Origin of the sequence: Roseovarius maritimus (genome assembly GCF_043355895.2) — a bacterium.
In the GTDB taxonomy this organism is placed as follows: domain Bacteria; phylum Pseudomonadota; class Alphaproteobacteria; order Rhodobacterales; family Rhodobacteraceae; genus Roseovarius; species Roseovarius maritimus.
The window spans coordinates 365,112-384,345 of the sequence record NZ_JBHFPF020000001.1 but is presented as its reverse complement, the minus strand read 5'-3'; the positions used below and the strand labels follow the sequence as shown (position 1 = coordinate 384,345).

The following is a 19,234-nucleotide window of genomic DNA, read 5'->3' as shown; positions in this document are numbered from 1 at the left end:
TATAGGCAGACGACCTCAAAGTTGCGAGTTCACGCGCGCCTTGTATCGCCGCATACTACGCTCGGGTTCGCCGCCTTTCGTTGCAGAAAGAACATTCGCTGCGGCAAAAAGGCGGTCATGGCGCACAGTCTTGCGGTTGGCGGTCAGGCTGGTGGGTCGGGAGAGCCTTGCGCGGAGGTCCTCTTTCTCGGTCTCGCCACATCGCGTTGGCGAGGCTTGAGCCGGGCGTTGCAGCGCGAGGTCCGTTAGGGTCTCTTCGAGTCCTTCGATAGTCGGCGTCGCATATGCCTCGAGCGAGACGCTGATGCGCAGCTTGGCCGCGTCTGTCATCCGATAGGTGCGATCGCTGAGAATGCGGCGGATCTCGGTTACGGCTTGAGGGTGTTCGGCCACCTGTCGAAAATCCAGAGCCATCACGATACGTCCGTCCTCCGTCATGGCGATGGCCGGCTGCTCGGGGCGAGCGATCTGTGCAAGGCGTAAACGCATGGCACCGAGAAGCTGTGCGTACATCACTTCACCCAAGTTGCGTTGCATGGCACGCGCGCCCTTCATCCGGATCGTGACAAGGCCTGCGATCCCGCCATTGGTGTCGCCGCGCGCCAGCGCTGTCGCCTCGCGGTGGAAATGGCTGAACCGCGCCAGTCCGGTGTAAGGATCGCGCGGTCGGTCGGTCTCCTGTCGCTCTTCAGCCAACATGCGAACGCGCTCATGCTCGAGAAACGCGGCGGCGACAGGCACTGACAGCAGGTTCAGCAGCGCCATGGGCAGAGCTGCCGACGCAAAAAAGGCCGCGCAGACATCAAAAGGAAGCAGGACGGCCGCGACCATGTGGAGGGAGACGATCAGGCCGAACCCGAAAAGCTGGGTGGCCCGGCGGGGCTGCAGGCTAAGCGTTACCCGGTTCCACGCATACCCGGCCGTGCAGGAAATGATCATGCCGGCAATCCCGGCGGCCATTCCGATTCCGCCGATGGAGGCGCGCGTCATCACAGCCATGCCAAGGCAGAGAAGAGCTCCGCGCCAGCCCAAGAATGCCCCCGCAAGCGCGATAGGGACGTTGCGCATGTCTAGTATGATACCCGGCAGCATTTCCAGCGGCGCGCTCATCTGCAGCATGGCGACCAGCCCGAAGGCAAGGCCAAGCAGCGTCTGCGCCCTTGCAGGGCGCATGCGGATCCGGACCATCCCGTAGAGTGATGACAAAACCGCGACAAGCGCCAGAGATCCGATGAATTGCGGCAACAGCAGCATGATTTCCCCCTTCGAGCCCGAGGAGGTCTGTCTACCGCAGAGACGCGGAAGGATGTCTTAACGGATAAAATTCATCGGAAAAAAAAGCGCAATCCGCGCCCCGCGTCAGCCCTGATCAGCAGAGGGAGGCAGGATGAACCCGTTGACCGGATAGACGCCGCCAAAGGCGTCCGGGTTCGATTCCAGACGCACGGCCGACCAGTCGCCCTTGTCAGATACATCGATTACGGCCATGCCCTGGCTGACCTGATCGCGGTGCCAGTTCGCGTGATCCACAAGGATGCGATCCTTCGAAATCACTTCGGAGACAACCGCGACATGGCCGAGAGGCATGGACGGCGTCGAGCGGAACGACATGACCGCGCCGACCATGGGCGTGTTGCTTTGATCAAAGCTGTCCTTGGCCTTGCCCCACCATGTATGGGCGTTACCGCGGATATTGATGCCGCTGACGTTACGCGCGAAGGGCACGCACCAGACGCGCTGGCCCTTGGCGCGCAGGGTCGCAGCCTCGCGCAGGGCCATGGCCTCGCGCACCGGATCGATCCCGCCAAGGCTGGCTTCTTCCATCTTGGGGGCACCTGCGCAGGCCGAAAGGGCAAGGGCGGCAAAAACCAGAAGAGGCGCGGCGCGCCGTGCGGGTCGGGTGGTCTGCGTCGTCATTCGGTCCCTCGTCCTTCGATTTGCCTGTGGCACCTTGGCGGCGCTCTGGGTCACGTTTTGCTACAATTCTTTGTCAAACCGAAGTGATTAGAATTTCCTTGGCGAAAAACCGCCAAGAGCGCCGCACAAGTCAGCCGGATCAAACGAAAAAGGCCCCGCAGGATGCAGGGCCTCTCAGGTGGTGCAGGAGGAAATGTCAGCGGCGGCGACGCCCGCCGGTGCGGCCCGCGCGCCCACGGCCCTCTTCACCGGCCTTGGGAGGTTGCTTGTTGAAGCGGATCCATTCGCCGCCATGGGCATCGTTATTGGTCAGGAAGTTGGCGGCGCGGATGGCTTCCATTTCCGAACCGGGCTTGGGCAGGGTACTGCCAAGGCCGAAAAGCTGGCAGAAGGTCTCGTCATCCATATCCTCGGGGATCTCGAGGCCGGTGGCGGCAACTTCGGCACGCTTTTCGGCAATCTTGGATGGCGGGACGGGCAGGGCGACCGGGTTCATGATGGCCGAGGTCATGCCAGCACCCATGGCCATCGGCAGGAAGGCGTTGTTGATGCCGTGGCGGTTGGGCAAGCCAAAGCTGATGTTGGACGCACCGCAGGTGGTGTTCACGCCCAGCTCTTCGCGCAGACGCCGGACCAACGTAAACACCTGCAGACCAGCGGTGCCCATCGCGCCGATGGGCATCACCAGCGGATCGACCACAATATCATGCGCGGGGATGCCGAAATCGGCGGCGCGCTCGACGATCTTTTTTGCGACAGCGAAACGCACGTCGGGATCCTCGGAAATACCGGTGTCGTCGTTCGAGATGGCGACCACAGGCACGTTGTATTTCTTGACCAGAGGCAGCACGAACTCCAGCCGCTCTTCCTCGCCCGTGACCGAGTTGAGCAGCGGACGGCCATGCGCCGCCTTCAGACCCGCTTCCAAAGCGGCAGGCACCGAGCTGTCGATGCAAAGCGGCAGATCGACCAGGCCCTGCACCAGCTCGACGATCTTGGTCATCAGCGGCGGCTCTGTCTCGTTCGGGTTGGGGTTGGAGTTGTAGACCACGCCCGCATTGATATCGAGGACGGTCGCCCCGCAATTGGCTTGCGCAACGGCATCCTTCTCGACGGTCGAGAAATCGCCCGCTTCAAGTTCGGCAGCCAGTTTCTTGCGGCCCGTGGGGTTGATGCGCTCGCCGATGACGCAAAAGGGCTCGTCAAAGCCGATGACGGCGGTTTTCGTTTTGCTCTCGACGATAGTGCGGGTCATGTGTGTTCCTTGATGCTTGTTTTACTTGGCCGAGGCGGGCACGCCGGACGCGCCTGCATTCTCGATGGCCCATGTCGCATTCGCCTTGATACCGCCCAAGGGAAAGAAATGCACGTTGGTGATGTTGAAATCGGGGTTGCCCGCTTTGTGCGCCGCCAGCTCGGCGATAACTTCGGTCGGCTCGTAAGGCAGCAGCAGCTTGGTCACGTCCATCGCGCGCTTCTGAAGCACCTTGAGGGACGGGCCGACGCCGCAGGCAATGGCGAACTTGATCAGCGTCTGCAGCTTTGCCGGGCCCGCGATGCCGATATGGATGGGCAGGTCGATCCCGTTGGCCTTGAGCGTGTCGGCCCATTCGATGATCGGGCCGGCCTCGAAGGCAAATTGCGTAGCCAGCGCCATCTCGGCGTCAGACGTCTCGGAAAAGGCCTGCTTCCATTTCAGCGCGGCGCTGACATTGTCCATGCCGCCATCGGGGTCGATGTCGCGATTGCCCTCGGGATGGCCTGCAACGTGCAAACGCTTGAAGCCCGCCTTGCCGAACTCGCCCGATTCCAGCAGCTGCATCGAGCTGTGATACTCGCCATGCGGCTGGGCAACGCCGCCCGCCAGCACCAGCGCCTGATCGACGTCCGCTTCGCCCTGATAACGCGCGATCCAGTCGGCCAGCATCGCGCGGTCCTTGATGATGCGCGCCGGGAAATGCGGCATGACCGGATAGCCACCCTCGGCCAGGCGTTTGGCCGTGGCGACCATGTCCTCGATCGGCGTGCCCTCGATATGAGCGATATAGACGCGCGTCCCCTCGGGCAGCAGATCGCGGAAATTCTCGACCTTCTCGGCGGTGCGCGGCATGACCTCGATCGAGTAGTCCTTGAGCAAGGCCTCGACGGCGGCGGGCGGTGTGGCGTGGGCGGGGGTGCTGCGCTTCTTGAAGTTCAAAAGGGCCATGATAGCCTCCTTAATCCCGGTTGGGGTCATGCCTGAGAGGATGCGTCTGCGGCATTCCAGCCGTCATTGGCGATCAGCACCTTGATGCGCTCGCGGTCGTATTCGGCCTCGATGCGGGCGGCCTCGGATTCGGCCACCTCGGCTGGCTCGCCGTCGACGTCATAAGGGGCGGCCTTGCGCCATTCGGCGAGGTAATCATCACTGCCATTCGCGCCGATCTTCATCGCGGCGCGGTCGATGGCCTGCTCGAATCGCTCGGGCAGCTGCTTTTTCGCGCCCCGGCGGCCCTTGCCGACGATGACCTGCGCGGGAATGTCCCGCCAGTAAACTATGGTGACATCGACCATGGTGATTCCCCTGTTTCTCGCCCCTGTCTAATGCACGCCCTGCGGCCTCCGGCGCCTGTTTTCGACCGAAAGCATGTGTTGCGCGACGCGGTATTCTTAACCGAGCCACCCCGGCGGGGCCATGCAGGCCTAGCCCCATAATATTCATCTCCTGCATGAGGCGCACGGGCCCGCCGCGCGCAGCGGGCTTGCGCAGAAGGCGCATAGGCCATAACTTGGAGGTAACTCAAAATGGAGGGCGTTCCCTATGACGCCCAAGCGTCCCGAAGGTGCGGGCGCTGTCCCGAAACCGGTTGAAAGCCCCGCGCCGAAACCGCCCGACCGCCCGCCGCTCTATGCGGCGCTCGATCTGGGTACAAATAGCTGCCGAATGCTGATCGCGGAGCCCCGCGGCAGTCAGTTCCGAGTGATTGACAGCTTCAGCAAGTCGGTGCAGCTGGGTGCCGGTCTGGAAAAGACCGGCCAGTTGTCGCGTGCCTCGATCGGGCGCACGATACAGGCGTTGCGCGTGTGCCAGCAGAAACTCAAGCGCCACAAGGTCGAGTCCATGCGGCTGGTCGCCACCGAGGCGACGCGCCGCGCGGGCAATGGCGCGGCCTTCATGGCGCGCGTGCGGCGCGAGACCGGCCTGACGCTGGATGTCATCTCGCCTCTGGAAGAGGCGCAACTGGCCGTGGTCAGCTGCGCGCCCCTCGTCGCGCCCGAGACGGACCAGCTGCTCGTCGTCGATATCGGCGGCGGCTCGACCGAGCTTGTCTGGATCGACCTCACCGAAGTGCCGCCCCATGACCGCCGCCGCGCCATCATGCGCCTGCATGGTGGCTTCAACGCCGGAAGTGGCGGGGACGGACCCCGCGCCCGTGTCGTCGACTGGATCAGCGTGCCCTTGGGTGTCGCGACGCTGCGCGATCAGTTCCACGATGTGGACGACGATGCGGCCCGATTTGCGCTGATGAGCTGGTTCTTCGAGGAAAATCTCACCGAATTTGCCCCCTATATGAGCGAGCAGTCGCGCAAGGGTTTTCAGATCGTCGGCACCAGCGGCACGGTCACAACCGTCGCGGCCAGCCACCTGAAGCTCAGGCGCTATGACCGCAACCGGGTGGACGGGCTGCGCATGACCTCGGATGAAATAGACACAGTCATTCGCGGCTATTTGGCCCTTGGCCCCGAGGGGCGGCGCAATGATCCGCGGATCGGACTTGACCGCCACGCGCTGATCATGTCTGGGGCAGCGATACTGCAGGCGCTCCTGCGCTGCTGGCCCACGGACCGCCTGTCGGTGGCCGATCGCGGCCTGCGCGAGGGAATGCTCTATGCGCAGATGTCGGCAGATGGCGTGCTCAGCACCCAGGAGGATGCATGAACAAGGGACCGGATGGCAAGAACACGTCGGGGCGCGGCCAGCGCGACCTGACAATCAAGGTCAAGTCCGCGCGCGGGCGCAAAGCCTCCTCGACGCGCTGGCTGCAGCGCCAGTTGAATGATCCTTACGTCAAGCGCGCGCAGGCTGAGGGGTATCGCGGACGCGCCGCCTACAAGATCATGGAATTGGACGACAAGTTCCGCTTCCTTGTGCCGGGCGCGCGCGTTGTCGATCTGGGCTGTGCGCCGGGTGGCTGGGTGCAGGTGGCCGTGCCGCGCATCAACGCGCTGGGTGAAAAGGGCCGTAAGGCCGTTGGCACCATCCTTGGCGTCGATCTTCAAGAGATCGAGCCGATCGCGGGCGCGACGCTGCACACGCTGGATTTCATGGCTGATGGCGCGGATGAGCAGGTCAAGGAATGGCTGGGGGGCAAGGCCGACGTGGTCATGTCCGACATGGCGGCCTCATCCTCGGGGCACAAGCAGACCGACCACTTGCGCATCATCGCACTTTGCGAGGCTGCGGCCTACCTTGCCTTCGACGTGCTGGAAGAGGGCGGCACCTTCGTGTCGAAAGTGCTGGCAGGCGGCGCCGAGGGTGAGTTGCAAAAACTGCTCAAGCAACGCTTTGCCAAGGTCGCCAACGTCAAACCGCCAGCTTCGCGCTCGGACAGCTCCGAAAAATTCGTGGTCGCTACGGGCTTTCGCGGCTGAGAGGCTTCGTGCCCGAAACCGGGACTGTCTCAGCAAAGCTTTTGCCAAGAGGCTTCGGCCCGGCGCGCAATCTCAGCGAGGACACCGGCATCAGGAGGCGGCGCCACGCCCAGACGCTGCGCAATGCGCGCGGCGCGGTTCTGTTGTCGGATCAACTCAAACAGCCGCGCATGTCGCGTCTGCGGTAAGAGCTGCATGGTAAAATGTCGCATACCGATCCTCCGGTGGCAAACCCCACTCAGGCTCCTCTATCCCATGTTAATAAGGGATTAATGAGGCTGCGGCATGGCAGGTGCCGGGCGCTGCGCCACCATCGAGCCGCGCATCACGGTTATGTGAGTGATCCTGTTCCGATCCCGCGACGTAGTCCTGATATCGCTGATAACGGCGACACTCAGAGAGGAGATTTACCTGATGATCCGCAGAACATTCATGGCCCTTGCCGCATCGACCGCACTGGCACTTCCCGCATTCGCAGACAACCACTCCATGGACATTGTCGACACCGCCGTCGATGCCGGCTCGTTCAACACGCTCGTCGCTGCCGTCGAGGCCGCGGGCCTTGTCGAGACGCTGAAGGGCGAAGGCCCGTTCACCGTATTCGCTCCGACCGATGATGCATTTGCGGCCCTGCCCGAAGGCACCGTCGATGATCTGCTGAAGCCCGAAAACAAGGACAAGCTGACCGCGATCCTGACCTATCACGTGGTTCCGGGCAAAGTCATGTCGGGTGACCTGAGCGATGGAATGACCGCGGCCACGGTTGAGGGCAGCGACGTTACGATCATGACCGAGGGCGGCGTCATGGTTAATGAAGCCAACGTGACCTCGGCTGACATCGAAGCGTCGAATGGCGTCATCCATGTCATCGACAGCGTGCTGATGCCGTCGATGTAAAGGCAGGCACGCGTCAGGGGCATTCCCTTGGCACAGCGTGAATTGCGAACAAGAAGCGCCGCCGAAGATATCTTCGGCGGCGTTTTTCTTGGTTAACATGTGTCCTCAGGCGGAGCGGCGGAACTCGGTCACCGAGGTGACGGCAAAGCGACCGCCCTTCAGCTTTTGCAGCTTACCCTGCCGCAACAGAAGGCCGAAGGAGCGCAGCCCATCCTCCCGCGTAAACTCGTCCTCCTGCGCCTCGCGCAGCTTCTGCATCAGCATCGGGCGCGAGAACTGGGGCATCCCCTCGACATCGGCCATGTAGGCGGCGGCGGCTTCCAGCATGTCAGTCAGGCTGTTGGCACCCATCTGCTCGGCAAATTCCGCAAAACCAGGTGCGTCTTCTTGCTCGGCGTGCTGGGGGCGCTCGATATCAGGGGCCGGTGCGGTGGCGAGGTCGGCGCGCGTGATGCGGCGGGGCCGGACGGGCTGCGTCGGGGTATCGACGCGCTGCTCGGCGACCAGTTTCAGCGGCGCGGGCCGCGCTGCGGGATTGGTGCTTGGGCGCGGGGTCGTGCCGGACGCAAGAGGGCGCGGACGGCGCGGACGCACGGCGCTTTGCAGGTCCTTGCGGTAGGGCTGATCGTCGACATCGGCTTCCATGGCGCTGCCTGCGCGGCGCTCGGCCCGCGTGGCGGCGACGGCGGCGCGCAGATGCTGGATCGCGCTGCGGCGCTGGTTGGCTTCGGGTTCTTCCAACTGCGTATTCGCCTCGTCAAAGATGCGCGCGGCCTGCGCGTCCGAGGCCGGAGTGCCCAGATGACTTGCACGGATGGGGGCGGTCTCTTCGACCCGCGCCTCTTCATCGTCGCTCTTGTCCTTTTCGGCCAGGAGTGAGGCGGCTTCATCTTCTTCGGCGCGGTCTTCCTCCGCGTGATCCGCATCGTCGCGCCCCATGTCCTCATCGGCCTCATCGAGCGTCGCGTCCTCGGCCTGCGTCTTGTCGTCCATCGGCGCATGCGTCACGTCAGGGATGACCGTCTCCGGGGCGCGGGCGTGTTGCAGTTCGGCCTCGACTTCGGCCAGTTCGCGCTGCAGCTCGGCCTCGGCCTCGGGGCTCAGATCGGAAGGGCGATCCGCCGCGTCCATCTCTGCCTCCAGATCGCCACTCGCGAGGGCCGCATCCAGATCGCTGCGCTTCATCTTGATGACACGCGCCGCCAGCGGAGGCTCGGCATCCTGCAGATCGGCCCGCTCGTCCTCATCATCCTCGTCTATATCGTCAGCCGTCTTATCGACGGCCACATCGGTTGTGGCCCGTTCACTGCCCATCGCGTCAGCCAAAAGCTGCGACAGCGTGTCGTCATCACCGGACTGAGCTTCGTCCTCGCCAAAGATATTCTCATCTTCTTCGATGGCGTCGTCGTTCCAGGTCGCCTCGGCGGCGCGCAGCATCTCTTCCAGATCCTGCTCATCCGCATCATCCGCGTTCCGCGAAGAGGCGTCCTCTGCCATCGCGTGGTCAGCCTCGACTTCGATCTCGGGCGCATCCGCAGCAGCAAGAGGGGTGATGACGTCGCCATCATCGATATTGGCGGTCTCCTCCTCGGGCGCACTCACTGGCTCTGACGGCTCGGGCGCGATCAGGCTTTGCTCTTCGCCGTTATCTTCGGCCTCGTCGTCACTCTCGATTTCATCTTGCAGCGACGGCTCGGCTTCGGGCGCATCCGAAACATCGGGCACAGAATCATCCCCACCCTGGTCGGACGCGCCCACGAGCGTGCCCTCCGCCTCATCAAGACCGATGTCATCTTCCCAGGCATCGGACAGACCCGACAGACCCTCGGCGAGCGCCAGGTCTGCATCATCGTCCATGGCGCTTTCATCGACAGCGAGGGAGGCGTCAGACAGCGCGGTATCGGTCAGGAAATCCTGCGCATGCTCATCCTCGTCAAAGCCGGGCGCGGCGTATCCAGTGCCGGCAGGCGCGGCCACGGCGCGGATACGGCGCAGCTTGTCGGCGATGCTCTCGCTCACGGCGGTGGCGGCGGGGGCCTTGAAGGCCGGCTCGCGCGGCGCATCTGCGAATTGCGATGTTTCTTCTTCAGGTGCTGCTGCCATCTCTCCCTGCGGCCCGGATGCCTCGGGCGCTTCAGCCTGGGCCGCATCATCGTCAGCCTCGGCGGCGCGCGCTTCTGTTTTGGGCGTTTCGGTTTTGGCCGTTTCGGATTCGGGTATTTCGGATTGGGGCATTTCGGCTTTGGCAGCCTCGGCGGCGGGCAGCGAGGCGGGGTCTGCGCGCAGGTGAATCTTGCCATCGGTTCCGCGTGCCTCGACCCGGCGCGAGATTTCGCGCTCGGCGATGCGGGCCAGCATCTCGGCATCGGGGCTGGGCGGCTCGGCCCCGAAGTATCGGTCATCAGCGGCAAGATCGCGGAAATACTCGGCAATCGCCTTCATGGTGTCGAACGAGTCGTCAAAGCCTTCCAATGTGCACGAGAATGTGCCGTAGGAGACTGTGAGGATCTTGCTGTTGCTGACCATAATTAACTCGCCTTTCCTTGACTGCGAAGCCAATCTTTACCATGGCAGGCTAGCCCAAAGAGGCCCGAATCTGCGATCATCAGCGTATCATTTCATGGCAAGATTGTGATTTGTTTCCCCTCTGGCGGTAAGTCTGAAGGAATTTAACATGATTGTTCACAAAACGGGTCCAATCGCCCTGCTCGGAGGCGCTCAGGTGTCCAGCAAGGTGGTTGAGCGCGTGTTAAACATGTCCTGCAGGGTGGTCGCGGCCGATAGCGGTGCGGCCACGGCGCTGGCGCATGGAGCCATGCCCGAGATCGTGATCGGCGATCTGGATTCGATCCCGGATGCTGCACGTGATGCATTGCCGGACAGAATCCTGCACAAGGTGGATGAGCAAGACAGTACCGATTTCGAGAAATGCCTCAGCCGGATCGACGCGCCCTTGATCATCGGCGTGGGTTTCAGCGGTGCGCGCGTCGATCACCAACTGGCGGTCTGCAACGTTTTGGTGCGCTGGCCTACGCGGCGCTGCGTGCTGATGAGCGAGTATGACGCGATGTTCCTCGCGCCGCCCACCATGGCGCTCGATCTGCCCGTGGGCAGCCGCGTGTCGCTCTTTCCCATGGGCGTGGTCGAGGGATGCTCGGAGGGGTTGAACTGGCCGATCGACGGGCTGGTCCTGACGCCGGACGGGCAGATCGGCACGTCGAATTTCGCCACTGGGCCGGTCCATCTGAGCGTCACCGCGCCCAAGTTGCTGGTCATTCTGCCCGCCGCGCATCTGGAGGACGTGGTGCAGATGTTGATGGAGAACCCCGCCCGCTGGCCCTGAGCTTCAGGGCTGGGGCAGGGGCCGCCGCTCCAGGTGCCGCTCGCGCAGGAAGACGAAGAGGCCAGAGGCCACGATCAGCGCGATGCCGCAGAAGGCCATCGTGTCCGGCAGATCCCCGAAGATCCAGAAGCCGAAAGCGGTGGCCGTGACGATTTCCAGATACTGCACCGGGGCCAGCGTCGATGCGGGCGCGAATTTGAGCGCGAAGCTGATGCAGATGTGGCTGACCGTCGCGGCGAGGCCAAGGCCGACCAGCAGCCACATCTCGCGCGCGGCGGGCCATTCGGGGTCGAACTGCGCAAGGCCCGAGCCATTCGCCGCCACCAGCACCGGCACCGCAAGGACCAGCGCGGCGATGCCTGTATAGGCCTGCAGCGTGATGGGATGCATTCGCGTCGCCATGCGGCGCGTCAGGATCATGTAGAAGGCAAATAATAACGCCGTGACCAGTGGCAGAAGCGCGGGCGCGCCCACGTCCTGAAAGCTGGGCCGAATGACCAGCATTGCGCCGGCAAAGCCGACCGCGCAGGCGATGTAGCGGCGCGGGCCGATGGCCTCGCCCAGTAGCAAGCCACCGAGCAGCGTCAGGATGAAAGGCTCGACGAAGAAGATGGCGATGGCGTCGGCCACCGGCATGAATTGGAGCGAAAAGAAGAAGCAGCCCGTCGCGATCAGAAGGAGCGCGGCGCGCACGAGATGCAGCCCGCTTTCGGCGCGGCCGGGCATGTGCAGCCAGCCCATCGCCCAGGCGAAGGGTGTCAGCAGCAGCGCCTGCGCAAAGAACCGGATCGCGGCCACTTGCGCGACCGGCAGCGCGCTGCCGATCAGCTTGGCAAAGCTGTCCATGATGGGCGCGGTCAGCGAGAAGGCGACCATGAGCAGGATGCCGAGCGTCACGCGCGCTGCGGGCAGGGTGGTCAGGGCCGGGGACGCCTGCATGGCGGGGTCAACAGTTCGGCACGTTGACGGCGAGGCCGCCAAGCGAAGTTTCCTTGTACTTGTCCATCATGTCGGCGCCGGTCTGGCGCATCGTCTCGATACAGGCGTCGAGCGGCACGAGATGGGTGCCATCGCCGCGCATCGCCAGAGATGCCGCCGAGACGGCCTTGATCGCACCCAGACCATTGCGCTCGATGCAGGGCACCTGGACAAGGCCCTTGACCGGATCGCAGGTCATGCCGAGGTGATGCTCGAGCGCGATCTCGGCGGCATTCTCGATCTGCATGGGCGTGCCGCCCATCACGGCGCAAAGGCCTGCGGCGCCCATAGCGGCGGCGCTGCCCACCTCGGCCTGGCAACCCGCCTCGGCACCCGAGATGCTGGCGTTGAACTTGACCAGACCGCCGATGGCGGCGGCTGTCAGCAGGAAATCCTCGACATGCGCCTCGGACGCGCCGGGGTAGTGATCGAGGTAGTAGCGGATTACAGCCGGCACGACGCCCGCCGCGCCGTTGGTGGGGGCCGTGACGACCTGTCCGCCGGCGGCATTCTCCTCGTTCACGGCCATGGCATAAAGGCTCATCCAGTCGTTGATCTTGTGCGGCGCGCTCAGATTTGTGCCGCGCTCGGCAATCAGGGCGTCGCGGATGCCCTTGGCGCGGCGCTTGACGCCCAGCCCGCCGGGCAATGTGCCGTCCGTATTCATGCCGCGCTCGATGCAGTCGTTCATCACCTGCCAGATGCGTTTGACACCTGCTGTCATGTCATGCTCGCCCTTGCGGGAGATCTCGTTGGCCTTCTTCATCTGGGCGATGCTCTTGCCCGAGGTCTCGCACATCTGCAGCATTTCGGCGGCGGATTTGAACGGGTAGGGCACGGGCGCGCCTTCCTCGGTATTCCTTCCTGCGGCCAGCTCGGCCTCCGTCATCACGAAGCCGCCGCCGATGGAGTAATAAGTCTCCTGCAGGATCGTGTCGCCCTGGCTGTCGGTCGCCATCAGGATCATGCCGTTGACATGACCTGGCAGGTTGGGGCCGAAATCGAAGAGAAGGTCTTCCTTGGGGTTGAACTTGAGCGTGCCAAGGCCTTCGGGTTCGAGGCTGTGCGTCTCGCGGATCTGCTCCATCACCTCTTCGGCCTTGTCGTGATCATAGGTCTCGGGAACGAAGCCCGCGAGGCCGAGGATCGTCGCGCGGTCGGTCGCGTGGCCGACGCCGGTGAAGGCGAGGCTGCCATGCAGCGAGCCCTTGACGCCATGCGGGGTGAAGGGCGCGGCGCGCATCTTGTCCAGGAACCGCGCGGCAGCCACCATGGGCCCCATCGTGTGCGACGAGGACGGGCCGATGCCGACCTTGAACATGTCGAAGACGGATAGGAACATGGGGTGCTTCCTTCGAGGGGCGTTGCGGGTGCGATCTTTGTGACAGCCTAACCGCAAGCGGCCTATACCGAAAGCGACATGCGCGGACGGTCTTGTGTCATGCCCGGCAGAGGGGCGTTGCCCCTCGTCAGAAGGTTTCTGCGAAACCTTCTGTCTCACCCCAGGATATTTCAGGCCAGAAGATACATGCGCGCCGCGTCAGGCAATGCGGTGGCGGCGGCGCACGCTGCCCGGGCGACCCGGCAATGACAGTGCGGCGTCCATGCGAGGGCTGCGCGAGATCACGCGGCCCTTTGCGATGACGCAGAGCCGTGCGGCGCGCAGGCGCAGCGCTTCGGTCGGGGTGGCAGCATCTAGGATGACGAGCGAGGCTTGCGCCCCCTCGTGCAGGCCGTAGTTTTGAAGTCCCATGATCTTGGCGTTCTCGGTGGTGACCATGTCAAAGCAGCGCGCCATGTCCTCGGGCGAGGACATCTGCGCGACATGGAGCCCCATGAAGGCCACATCCAGCATGTCGGCAGTGCCCAGCGGATACCAAGGGTCGAGCACACAATCCTGCCCCCAGCCGACGGTGATTCCATGGGCCTGCATCTCCTTGACGCGAGTCATGCCACGCCGTTTGGGGAAGGTGTCGTGGCGGCCCTGGATCATGATGTTGATCAGCGGGTTGGGCACGGCGCTGACGCCCGCCTCGGCGATGAGGGGCAGGAGTTTCGAGACGTAGTAATTGTCCATCGAATGCATCGAGGTCAGGTGGCTGCCATTAACGCGGCCCTGGAGGCCCAGGCGCTGGGTCTCATAGGCCAGCGTCTCGATATGGCGGCTCAGGGGGTCGTCCGTCTCGTCGCAATGCATGTCGACGCGCAGGCCACGCTGGGCTGCCATCTCGCAGAGCTCGCGGACCGAGGCGGCGCCATCTGCCATCGTGCGCTCGAAATGCGGGATGCCGCCGACCACATCGATCCCCATGTCGAGCGCGCGTACGGTGTTCTCGCGCGCGGTCGGGTCGCGGTAGAGGCCGTCCTGCGGGAAGGCGACGAGCTGCAGGTCGATATAGTCCTTGACCTGCTCGCGCACCTCCAGCATGGCGCGCACGCCCTTGAGCGTGTCGTCGCATGTGTCGACATGGCTGCGGATCGCCAGCAGGCCCATCGAGGCCGCCCAGTCGCAATAGGTGAGGGCGCGGGCGATCATCTCGCCTTCCGTCATCACCTGCTTGAGCTCACTCCAGAGGCCGATGCCTTCGAGCAGGGTGCCCGAGGCGTTGATGCGCGGCGTGCCGTAGGATTGCGTGGCGTCGAGGTGAAAGTGCGGATCGACAAAGGGCGGGCTGACCAGATCGCCGGCGGCGTCGATCACCTCGCCCGCCTCGGCGTCCAGCGTTCCAATGGCCTTGATGCGACCCTTCTCGATCCCGATATCGGCCACCCGGCCATCCGGCAGCGTGCCGCCTTTGACGAGAATATCGAACATCAGCGCTCTCCTTTGTTGAATGGGACCATGAGGGCCGCTGGCACCTCGGCCCGGCGCGACATGACGACGAGGGCGAGGATCGAGAGGAAATAGGGCATCATGAGGAAGACCTGATAGGGGATGTCCGCGCCCATCGGGGTCTGTTGCAGGCGGATCTGGGCGGCGTCAAAGGCCGCAAAGAGGATCGCGCCGAGGAGGGCCTTGCCGGGCTTCCACGCGCCAAAGACGACGAGGGCGATGCAGATCCAGCCGCGGCCGTTCACCATCTCGAAGAAGAAGCTGTTGAAGGCGGACATGGTGAGGAACGCGCCGCCGATCGCCATGAGGCCGCTGCCGACCATCACAGCGCCCATTCGGATCGCTGTGACCGATAGGCCCTGCGCCGCCACTGCCTGCGGGTTCTCGCCCGCCGCGCGCACGGCGAGGCCAAGGGGCGTGCGGTAGAGCGTGATCGACACAATGGCGACCATGGCGAAGGCCAGATAAGTGAGCGGCGTTTGCGCGAAGAGTGCCGGCCCGATCAGGGGGATTTCGGACAAGATTGGGATTTCGAGCGGCTGGAAGGCCTCGATCTTGGGCGGAGACGTGACCTCGGGCAGCGCGAGGCGGTAGGCGTAGTAGGTGCTGGACGTGGCCAGCAGGGTAACGCCGAGGCCGACCACATGTTGCGAGAGGCCGAAGGGAACCGTGAGGATCGAGTGGACGAGGCCAAAGCCCATGCCGACGACGAAGGCGACCATGACACCGGGCCAGAGGCCGAGGCCCGAATAGACCGCCATCCAGCCCGCAAAGGCGCCCGCGACCATGATGCCCTCGATCCCGAGGTTCAGAACCCCCGCGCGCTCGCAGATCAATTCGCCCAGCGTGGCAAAGATCAGCGGTGAAGCGATGCGGATCGCGGCGGTCCAGAAGCTGGCGGTGAGGAGGATCTCGAAGATGTCCATGACTTACTCCCTCACCACGCGGAACCGGGTCAGAAGGATCGCGACCACCATCAGGAGGAGCGCCGTGGCCAGCATGATGTCCGCCAGATAGGTCGGCACGCCCACGGCGCGGCTCATACTGTCGGCGCCCACAAAGATGCCGGCGACGAAGAGGGCAGCGGCGATGACCCCCAGCGGATTGAGCAGGGCCAGCATCGCCACAATGATGCCGGTGTAGCCAAAGCCGGGGCTGAGATCGAGCGTGAGGTTGCCCTTGAGCCCCGCTACCTCCGAATAGCCCGCGAGCGCCGCAAGGCCGCCCGAAAGGAGCGCGGTCTTGATCAACACGCGGCCTACCGGGATGCCCGCGAATTCCGCCGCCTCGCGGTTGAGGCCGACCGCGCGCATCTCGTAGCCCAGCGTGGTGCGCGCGCCGATGATCCAGGTGATCACGGCGGCGATCAGGGCAAGGCCGAAGCCCCAATGCAGGCGCAGCCCTTCGGCCATGCGGGACAGGCGGGCCTCGTCGATGAGGCGCGGTGATTTGGGCCAGCCCATGCCCATCGGATCCTTCAGCGGCCCTTCGAGCAGCATCGAGATGAAGAGCAGAAAGATGAAGTTGATTAGCAGCGTCGTGACGACCTCGTCGACGCCGAGCCGGACCTTGAGCAGCGCGGGGATGAGCAAGAGGATCGCGCCCGCGACCATCGCGAGGATCGCCATCGCAGGCAGCAGGGCGAATGAGGGCCAATTGAGCAGGCCGGTGCCGAGGACTGCGACGACCAGCGCGCCGGCATAAAGCTGCGCCTCGGCGCCGATATTCCACAGCCGCGCTCGAAAGGCGACGGCGACGGCAAGGCCCGTAAAGATGAGCGGGGTTGCGCGGTTCAGCGTTTCCAGGAGGGCGAATTTGCTGCCGAACGCGCCCTTGATTATGAGGCCCAGCACTGAAAACGGGTTGGCGCCTGCGATCATGGCGAGGAAGGACGCAATCGCGACGGTGGCGAGGATGGCCAGCGCGGGCGGCACGGTGGTGCGGGCTAGCGATGGGTTGGCGACGGGTTCAAGACGCATGGGCGGGCTCCGCAAATCCATGGCCGGCCATCCAGACGCCAAGCTCGGCGGGCGTCATGCTTCCGCGCGCGAAGGGCGGCGACAGGCGGCCTTCGGATATGACATGAATGACATCCGACAAGGCCATGATTTCATCCAGGTCTTCGGAGATAAGCAGCACCGCCGCGCCGCGGTCGCGTGCTGCCAATAGCTGAGAATGCACGTAGTTCACCGCGCCGATATCGAGGCCGCGCACAGGCTGATTGGCGAGGATGATTTGGGGGCTGCCTTCCATAACGCGGCCAAGGATCAGCTTTTGCATGTTGCCGCCCGACAGCAGGCGAATGCGCGTGCCGGGACCTGGGCAGCGCACGTCGTAGCCTTTGATGATCCCTTCGGCAAACTCGCGCGCGCGGCGCCAGTTAAGCCAGCCGTGACGGCTGAAAGGGGTGTCGCGATAGGTTTCGAGAATGGCGTTCTCGGTCAGGTCGAAATCGGCGATGGTGCCGGTCTTGTGCCGGTCCTCGGGGATGCGGGCGATACCGTGGTGAATGGCCTCGCGGGGGGTCCATGCAGTCACCTCGGAGCCGTTCAGCGCGAGCGTGCCGGAGGCCGGGCGAATGACGCCGCCGACCAGCGCGGCGAGTGCGGCCTGCCCGTTGCCCGACACGCCCGCAAGGCCGGTGATCTGGCCCGCATGCAGCGAGACATCGAGCGATTTTAGGCCCGGAGCCGCGCCCTTGTCGGGGGTCGAGACGCCGCGCAGCGACAAGAGCGGCGCGCCGGGTGTGCCCGGGTCCGCCTTGGGTGCACTGACCTCGCCGCCGACCATGCGCGCGGCCAGATCGTGCCGGTCCGTACCCGATGTCGGCCCCGCGTGTACGACCTTGCCATGGCGCAGGATCACGACGCGGTCGGAAATGGCCATAACCTCGTGCAGCTTGTGCGAGATGAAAATGATCGACAGCCCCAGGGCGACGGCCTTGCGCAGCGTCTCGAAAAGATCGTTCGTCTCCTGCGGGGTCAGAACCGCCGTCGGCTCGTCCAGGATGAGGATGCGCGCGTCGCGGTAGAGCGCCTTAAGGATCTCGACCCGCTGCCGCTCGCCCACCGTCAGGGTGCCGACGCGGGCATCCGGATCAACGCTCAGCTTGAAATCTTGGGCGAGCTGCCGGATCCGCGCCCGCGCGCCGCTGCGGTCCTGCCGCAGCGCGGTCAGAGGCTGCGTGCCAAGCGTCACGTTCTCCAGCACGGTCATGTTCTCGGCCAGCGTGAAATGCTGATGCACCATGCCAACGCCCGCATCCAGCGCCGCGCGCGGATTGCCAGGGGGCAGGGCGGTGCCCATCACCTCGACCGTGCCGGCATCGGCGGTGTATTGGCCGAAGAGAATATTCATCAGCGTGGTCTTGCCCGCGCCGTTTTCGCCCAGAAGGGCAATGACCTCACCCTTGTGCAGGGTGAGGCTGACAGCATCGTTGGCCGTGAAATTGCCGAACGTCTTGGTAATCTGATCGAGGCGCAGGACGACCTGCGCCTCTTGTTTATCAGGCATTTAGTTGGACTTCGGCTCTTCGTCGTTGATTTCGGTGACGTAGTCGCCCGACATGATCTCGCCCTTGCGCTGCTCGACCAGATCCATCGCCTCTTGCGGGACCTTGCCGGCAAAGGTTCCGAGCGGGGCCAGTTCGGCGCCGCCTTCCTTCATCATCGAGAATCGTCCGTAATCCTCGGCCTTGAAAGTGCCCGCCTGCACCTGGCTGATCGCCATGTTCAGCGTCGGCTCGAAATTCCAGATCGCCGAGGCGACGACCGTGTCAGGATAGTCGGCCTGCGTGTCGATTACGTTGCCGATGGCCAGAACGCCCTTTTCCTGCGCGGCATCGCTCACACCAAAGCGCTCGGCATAGAGCATGTCTGCGCCGTTCTCGATCATGGCGTAGGCGGTTTCCTTGGCGGCGGGCGGATCGAACCACGAGCCGATGAAACTGACCTGGAAGGTCGCGTCGGGATTGGTCTCGCGGACGCCAGCCATGAAGGCATGCATCAGCCGGTTGACCTCGGGGATAGGAAAGCCGCCGATAAGGCCGATATTGCCGCTCTCGCTGAGTGATCCAGCAATGATACCAGTCAGATAGGAGGCGTCCTGAATGTAGTTGTCGAAGACGGCGAAGTTGGGCAGATCCGGCTCGGGCTTGAAGCTGGAGCCCAGGAGGAAGGCGATCTCGGGATATTCGGCGGCCACTTCGCGGGCCTCCTGCTCGACGGCGAAGGCTTCGCCGATGATCAGGGCATAACCGCTCTCGGCATATTCGCGCATGACGCGGGCGTAGTCGGTATTGCTGACATTCTCCGAATAGGCGTAGTCGATATCGCCGCGCTCCTGGGCGGCGACTGCGGCCTTGTGAATTCGGCTGACCCATTGCTGCTCGACCGGGACGGTGTAGATGCCTGCAGTCTTGATCGGCTCGGCGGCCATCAGCGGGCGCGCTCCCGAGAAGAGGCCCGCCGTCAGCGCGGCAGCAGCGGCCGTGGCCAGAAAACGGCGGCGCGTCAGGCCGCGCGGCAATGTCGGTGCCTTGGTCATGTATCAGATCCCCCTGAGGAATGTAGTTTGCAAGCGCAGCGTAAAATCAATCTGCGGCGAAGGCCAGTATTTTGAGCGCGGAGGTTCGC

17 protein-coding genes are annotated in these 19,234 nt (G+C 64.1%); 4 read left to right on the top strand and 13 right to left on the bottom strand.

What is annotated here, in order from left to right; all coding sequences use genetic code 11:
- Window positions 1-15: 15 nt before the first annotated feature.
- The 5 genes from ACEWPM_RS01850 to ACEWPM_RS01830 all read right to left on the bottom strand — a co-directional run bounded on the left by ACEWPM_RS01850 (window position 16) and on the right by ACEWPM_RS01830 (window position 4,470).
- Complete coding sequence (locus tag ACEWPM_RS01850; RefSeq protein ID WP_420768004.1) at window positions 16-1,173, bottom strand: LytS/YhcK type 5TM receptor domain-containing protein; 1,158 nt, start codon at window positions 1,171-1,173, stop codon at window positions 16-18.
- A gap of 186 nt (window positions 1,174-1,359) precedes the next feature.
- Entirely contained in the window at window positions 1,360-1,917 is a 558-nt protein-coding gene (locus ACEWPM_RS01845) for a CHAP domain-containing protein (protein WP_393960775.1), read from the bottom strand.
- A 196-nt stretch (window positions 1,918-2,113) separates the two neighbouring features.
- Window positions 2,114-3,172: a methyltetrahydrofolate cobalamin methyltransferase gene (locus ACEWPM_RS01840; RefSeq protein ID WP_393960774.1), complete on the bottom strand. Its 1,059-nt coding sequence runs from the start codon at window positions 3,170-3,172 to the stop codon at window positions 2,114-2,116.
- 21 nt (window positions 3,173-3,193) lie between these two features.
- On the bottom strand, window positions 3,194-4,123 hold the full coding sequence (locus ACEWPM_RS01835) for a methylenetetrahydrofolate reductase (RefSeq protein WP_393960773.1): 930 nt from the start codon (window positions 4,121-4,123) through the stop codon (window positions 3,194-3,196).
- A gap of 26 nt (window positions 4,124-4,149) precedes the next feature.
- A complete protein-coding gene (locus ACEWPM_RS01830) occupies window positions 4,150-4,470 on the bottom strand; it encodes a virulence factor (RefSeq protein ID WP_393960772.1) in 321 nt (106 codons plus the stop codon).
- Window positions 4,471-4,717: 247 nt separating this feature from the next.
- On the opposite strand from ACEWPM_RS01830, the gene ACEWPM_RS01825 reads away from it, so the two are divergent.
- The 3 genes from ACEWPM_RS01825 (at window position 4,718) to ACEWPM_RS01815 (ending at window position 7,446) form a co-directional block, all read left to right on the top strand.
- Window positions 4,718-5,836: a Ppx/GppA phosphatase family protein gene (locus ACEWPM_RS01825; RefSeq protein ID WP_393960771.1), complete on the top strand. Its 1,119-nt coding sequence runs from the start codon at window positions 4,718-4,720 to the stop codon at window positions 5,834-5,836.
- Window positions 5,833-6,549, top strand: coding sequence for an RlmE family RNA methyltransferase (locus ACEWPM_RS01820; RefSeq protein WP_393960770.1), 717 nt, complete (start codon window positions 5,833-5,835; stop codon window positions 6,547-6,549). Before ACEWPM_RS01825 ends, ACEWPM_RS01820 begins: the two co-directional genes overlap by 4 nt.
- A gap of 414 nt (window positions 6,550-6,963) precedes the next feature.
- A complete protein-coding gene (locus ACEWPM_RS01815; protein ID WP_393960769.1) occupies window positions 6,964-7,446 on the top strand; it encodes a fasciclin domain-containing protein in 483 nt (160 codons plus the stop codon).
- Window positions 7,447-7,551: 105 nt separating this feature from the next.
- Here ACEWPM_RS01815 and ACEWPM_RS01810 read toward each other — a convergent pair whose 3' ends face one another.
- Window positions 7,552-9,972: a hypothetical protein gene (locus ACEWPM_RS01810; RefSeq protein WP_393960768.1), complete on the bottom strand. Its 2,421-nt coding sequence runs from the start codon at window positions 9,970-9,972 to the stop codon at window positions 7,552-7,554.
- 148 nt (window positions 9,973-10,120) lie between these two features.
- On the opposite strand from ACEWPM_RS01810, the gene ACEWPM_RS01805 reads away from it, so the two are divergent.
- Window positions 10,121-10,789, top strand: coding sequence for a thiamine diphosphokinase (locus tag ACEWPM_RS01805; protein WP_393960767.1), 669 nt, complete (start codon window positions 10,121-10,123; stop codon window positions 10,787-10,789).
- Between the two features lie 3 nt (window positions 10,790-10,792).
- Here the strand turns inward: ACEWPM_RS01805 and ACEWPM_RS01800 are convergent, their stop codons facing one another.
- The 7 genes from ACEWPM_RS01800 to ACEWPM_RS01770 all read right to left on the bottom strand — a co-directional run bounded on the left by ACEWPM_RS01800 (window position 10,793) and on the right by ACEWPM_RS01770 (window position 19,145).
- On the bottom strand, window positions 10,793-11,728 hold the full coding sequence (locus ACEWPM_RS01800; protein ID WP_393960766.1) for a DMT family transporter: 936 nt from the start codon (window positions 11,726-11,728) through the stop codon (window positions 10,793-10,795).
- A gap of 7 nt (window positions 11,729-11,735) precedes the next feature.
- Window positions 11,736-13,109, bottom strand: a complete 1,374-nt coding sequence (locus tag ACEWPM_RS01795) for an L-serine ammonia-lyase (protein WP_393960765.1) — start codon at window positions 13,107-13,109, stop codon at window positions 11,736-11,738.
- A 198-nt stretch (window positions 13,110-13,307) separates the two neighbouring features.
- Window positions 13,308-14,582 (bottom strand): amidohydrolase family protein, encoded by a 1,275-nt coding sequence (locus ACEWPM_RS01790; protein WP_393960764.1) that lies wholly within the window; start codon window positions 14,580-14,582, stop codon window positions 13,308-13,310.
- Window positions 14,582-15,526 carry an ABC transporter permease gene (locus ACEWPM_RS01785; RefSeq protein ID WP_393960763.1) on the bottom strand — a complete coding sequence of 315 codons (945 nt, stop codon included), beginning with the start codon at window positions 15,524-15,526 and terminating at the stop codon, window positions 14,582-14,584. Before ACEWPM_RS01785 ends, ACEWPM_RS01790 begins: the two co-directional genes overlap by 1 nt.
- A 3-nt stretch (window positions 15,527-15,529) precedes the next feature.
- Window positions 15,530-16,579, bottom strand: coding sequence for an ABC transporter permease (locus ACEWPM_RS01780; RefSeq protein ID WP_393960762.1), 1,050 nt, complete (start codon window positions 16,577-16,579; stop codon window positions 15,530-15,532).
- Window positions 16,569-18,113 carry an ABC transporter ATP-binding protein gene (locus ACEWPM_RS01775; RefSeq protein WP_393960761.1) on the bottom strand — a complete coding sequence of 515 codons (1,545 nt, stop codon included), beginning with the start codon at window positions 18,111-18,113 and terminating at the stop codon, window positions 16,569-16,571. Before ACEWPM_RS01775 ends, ACEWPM_RS01780 begins: the two co-directional genes overlap by 11 nt.
- The gene (locus tag ACEWPM_RS01770; protein ID WP_393960760.1) at window positions 18,114-19,145 is read right to left on the bottom strand and encodes a BMP family protein; all 1,032 of its coding nucleotides are present in this window, start codon (window positions 19,143-19,145) and stop codon (window positions 18,114-18,116) included. It lies immediately after the preceding gene.
- Window positions 19,146-19,234: the final 89 nt, after the last annotated feature.

Coding starts and splice junctions, on each gene's coding strand:
- ACEWPM_RS01850 (WP_420768004.1), bottom strand. CDS start 1,173: ATGCGCCCTGCAAGGGCGCAGACGCTGCTTGGCCTTGCCTTCGGGCTG.
- ACEWPM_RS01845 (WP_393960775.1), bottom strand. CDS start 1,917: ATGACGACGCAGACCACCCGACCCGCACGGCGCGCCGCGCCTCTTCTG.
- ACEWPM_RS01840 (WP_393960774.1), bottom strand. CDS start 3,172: ATGACCCGCACTATCGTCGAGAGCAAAACGAAAACCGCCGTCATCGGC.
- ACEWPM_RS01835 (WP_393960773.1), bottom strand. CDS start 4,123: ATGGCCCTTTTGAACTTCAAGAAGCGCAGCACCCCCGCCCACGCCACA.
- ACEWPM_RS01830 (WP_393960772.1), bottom strand. CDS start 4,470: ATGGTCGATGTCACCATAGTTTACTGGCGGGACATTCCCGCGCAGGTC.
- ACEWPM_RS01825 (WP_393960771.1), top strand. CDS start 4,718: ATGACGCCCAAGCGTCCCGAAGGTGCGGGCGCTGTCCCGAAACCGGTT.
- ACEWPM_RS01820 (WP_393960770.1), top strand. CDS start 5,833: ATGAACAAGGGACCGGATGGCAAGAACACGTCGGGGCGCGGCCAGCGC.
- ACEWPM_RS01815 (WP_393960769.1), top strand. CDS start 6,964: ATGATCCGCAGAACATTCATGGCCCTTGCCGCATCGACCGCACTGGCA.
- ACEWPM_RS01810 (WP_393960768.1), bottom strand. CDS start 9,972: ATGGTCAGCAACAGCAAGATCCTCACAGTCTCCTACGGCACATTCTCG.
- ACEWPM_RS01805 (WP_393960767.1), top strand. CDS start 10,121: ATGATTGTTCACAAAACGGGTCCAATCGCCCTGCTCGGAGGCGCTCAG.
- ACEWPM_RS01800 (WP_393960766.1), bottom strand. CDS start 11,728: ATGCAGGCGTCCCCGGCCCTGACCACCCTGCCCGCAGCGCGCGTGACG.
- ACEWPM_RS01795 (WP_393960765.1), bottom strand. CDS start 13,109: ATGTTCCTATCCGTCTTCGACATGTTCAAGGTCGGCATCGGCCCGTCC.
- ACEWPM_RS01790 (WP_393960764.1), bottom strand. CDS start 14,582: ATGTTCGATATTCTCGTCAAAGGCGGCACGCTGCCGGATGGCCGGGTG.
- ACEWPM_RS01785 (WP_393960763.1), bottom strand. CDS start 15,526: ATGGACATCTTCGAGATCCTCCTCACCGCCAGCTTCTGGACCGCCGCG.
- ACEWPM_RS01780 (WP_393960762.1), bottom strand. CDS start 16,579: ATGCGTCTTGAACCCGTCGCCAACCCATCGCTAGCCCGCACCACCGTG.
- ACEWPM_RS01775 (WP_393960761.1), bottom strand. CDS start 18,113: ATGCCTGATAAACAAGAGGCGCAGGTCGTCCTGCGCCTCGATCAGATT.
- ACEWPM_RS01770 (WP_393960760.1), bottom strand. CDS start 19,145: ATGACCAAGGCACCGACATTGCCGCGCGGCCTGACGCGCCGCCGTTTT.